The sequence below is a fragment of the Nitratidesulfovibrio oxamicus genome (genome assembly GCF_015731765.1).
In the GTDB taxonomy this organism is placed as follows: domain Bacteria; phylum Desulfobacterota; class Desulfovibrionia; order Desulfovibrionales; family Desulfovibrionaceae; genus Cupidesulfovibrio; species Cupidesulfovibrio oxamicus.
The window spans coordinates 1-801 of record NZ_VRYY01000689.1; the positions used below are offsets into that span (position 1 = coordinate 1).

Genomic DNA, 801 nt, shown 5'->3' on the forward strand with positions numbered 1-801 from the left:
CGCTGTACGCCGACCTTGCCGCGGACGCCGCCCGGAGCGGCCCTGCCGCCCTGGCCGCCGTGCAGGCGGAACTGGGCCGCCGCGACCTGTTCTACCTTCTCACCCGGCTCATGGGCCGGGCCGACATGGACCGCGACTGGCTGTTCGAACGCTGCCGCGAGGTGCAGGCCGCTCCCGACGGCCATCTGGACCTGTGGGCGCGCGAACACTACAAGTCCACCATCATCACTTTCGGCCAGACCGTGCGCGACATCCTGAACGATCCGGAAATCACGGTGGGCATCTTTTCCCACTCGCGCCCGGTGGCCAAGGACTTCCTTGGCCAGATCAAGCACGAGTTCGAGCACAACGACCGGCTCAAGCGCCTGTACCCGGAAGTGCTGTGGGCCGCGCCCCGGCGGCAGGCCCCGGTGTGGTCGCTGGACAAGGGCATCGTGGTGCGCCGCCGAAGCAACCCCAAGGAGGCCACAGTGGAGGCGTGGGGGCTGGTGGACGGCCAGCCCACGGGCAAGCATTTTCGCCTGCTGGTCTATGACGACGTGGTCACCCGCGAATCGGTGACCACCCCGGAAATGATCGCCAAGGTCACGGAATGCTGGGCGCTGTCGCTCAATCTGGGGGCCAGCGGGGTGACCGGCGAAGACCGTGGCGGAGGCCGTGCCGGGAACAGCGGCGGAGATGCCCGCGGGAAGACGGGAGACAAAAACGGTGCCGCGGCCCCTGCGGACGACACGGGGCCGGTCGACGGCGCGACCGCCCCCGCGCCTGCGGATGCAGACAATGCCCTGCCCGCCAGCGGCG

At 69.7% G+C, this 801-nt stretch carries 1 pseudogene; it reads left to right on the plus strand.

Annotated elements, in window-relative coordinates:
- Window positions 1-2: 2 nt before the first annotated feature.
- Window positions 3-801 (plus strand): annotated as a pseudogene (locus FVW20_RS17290) (hypothetical protein); the annotation flags it as partial.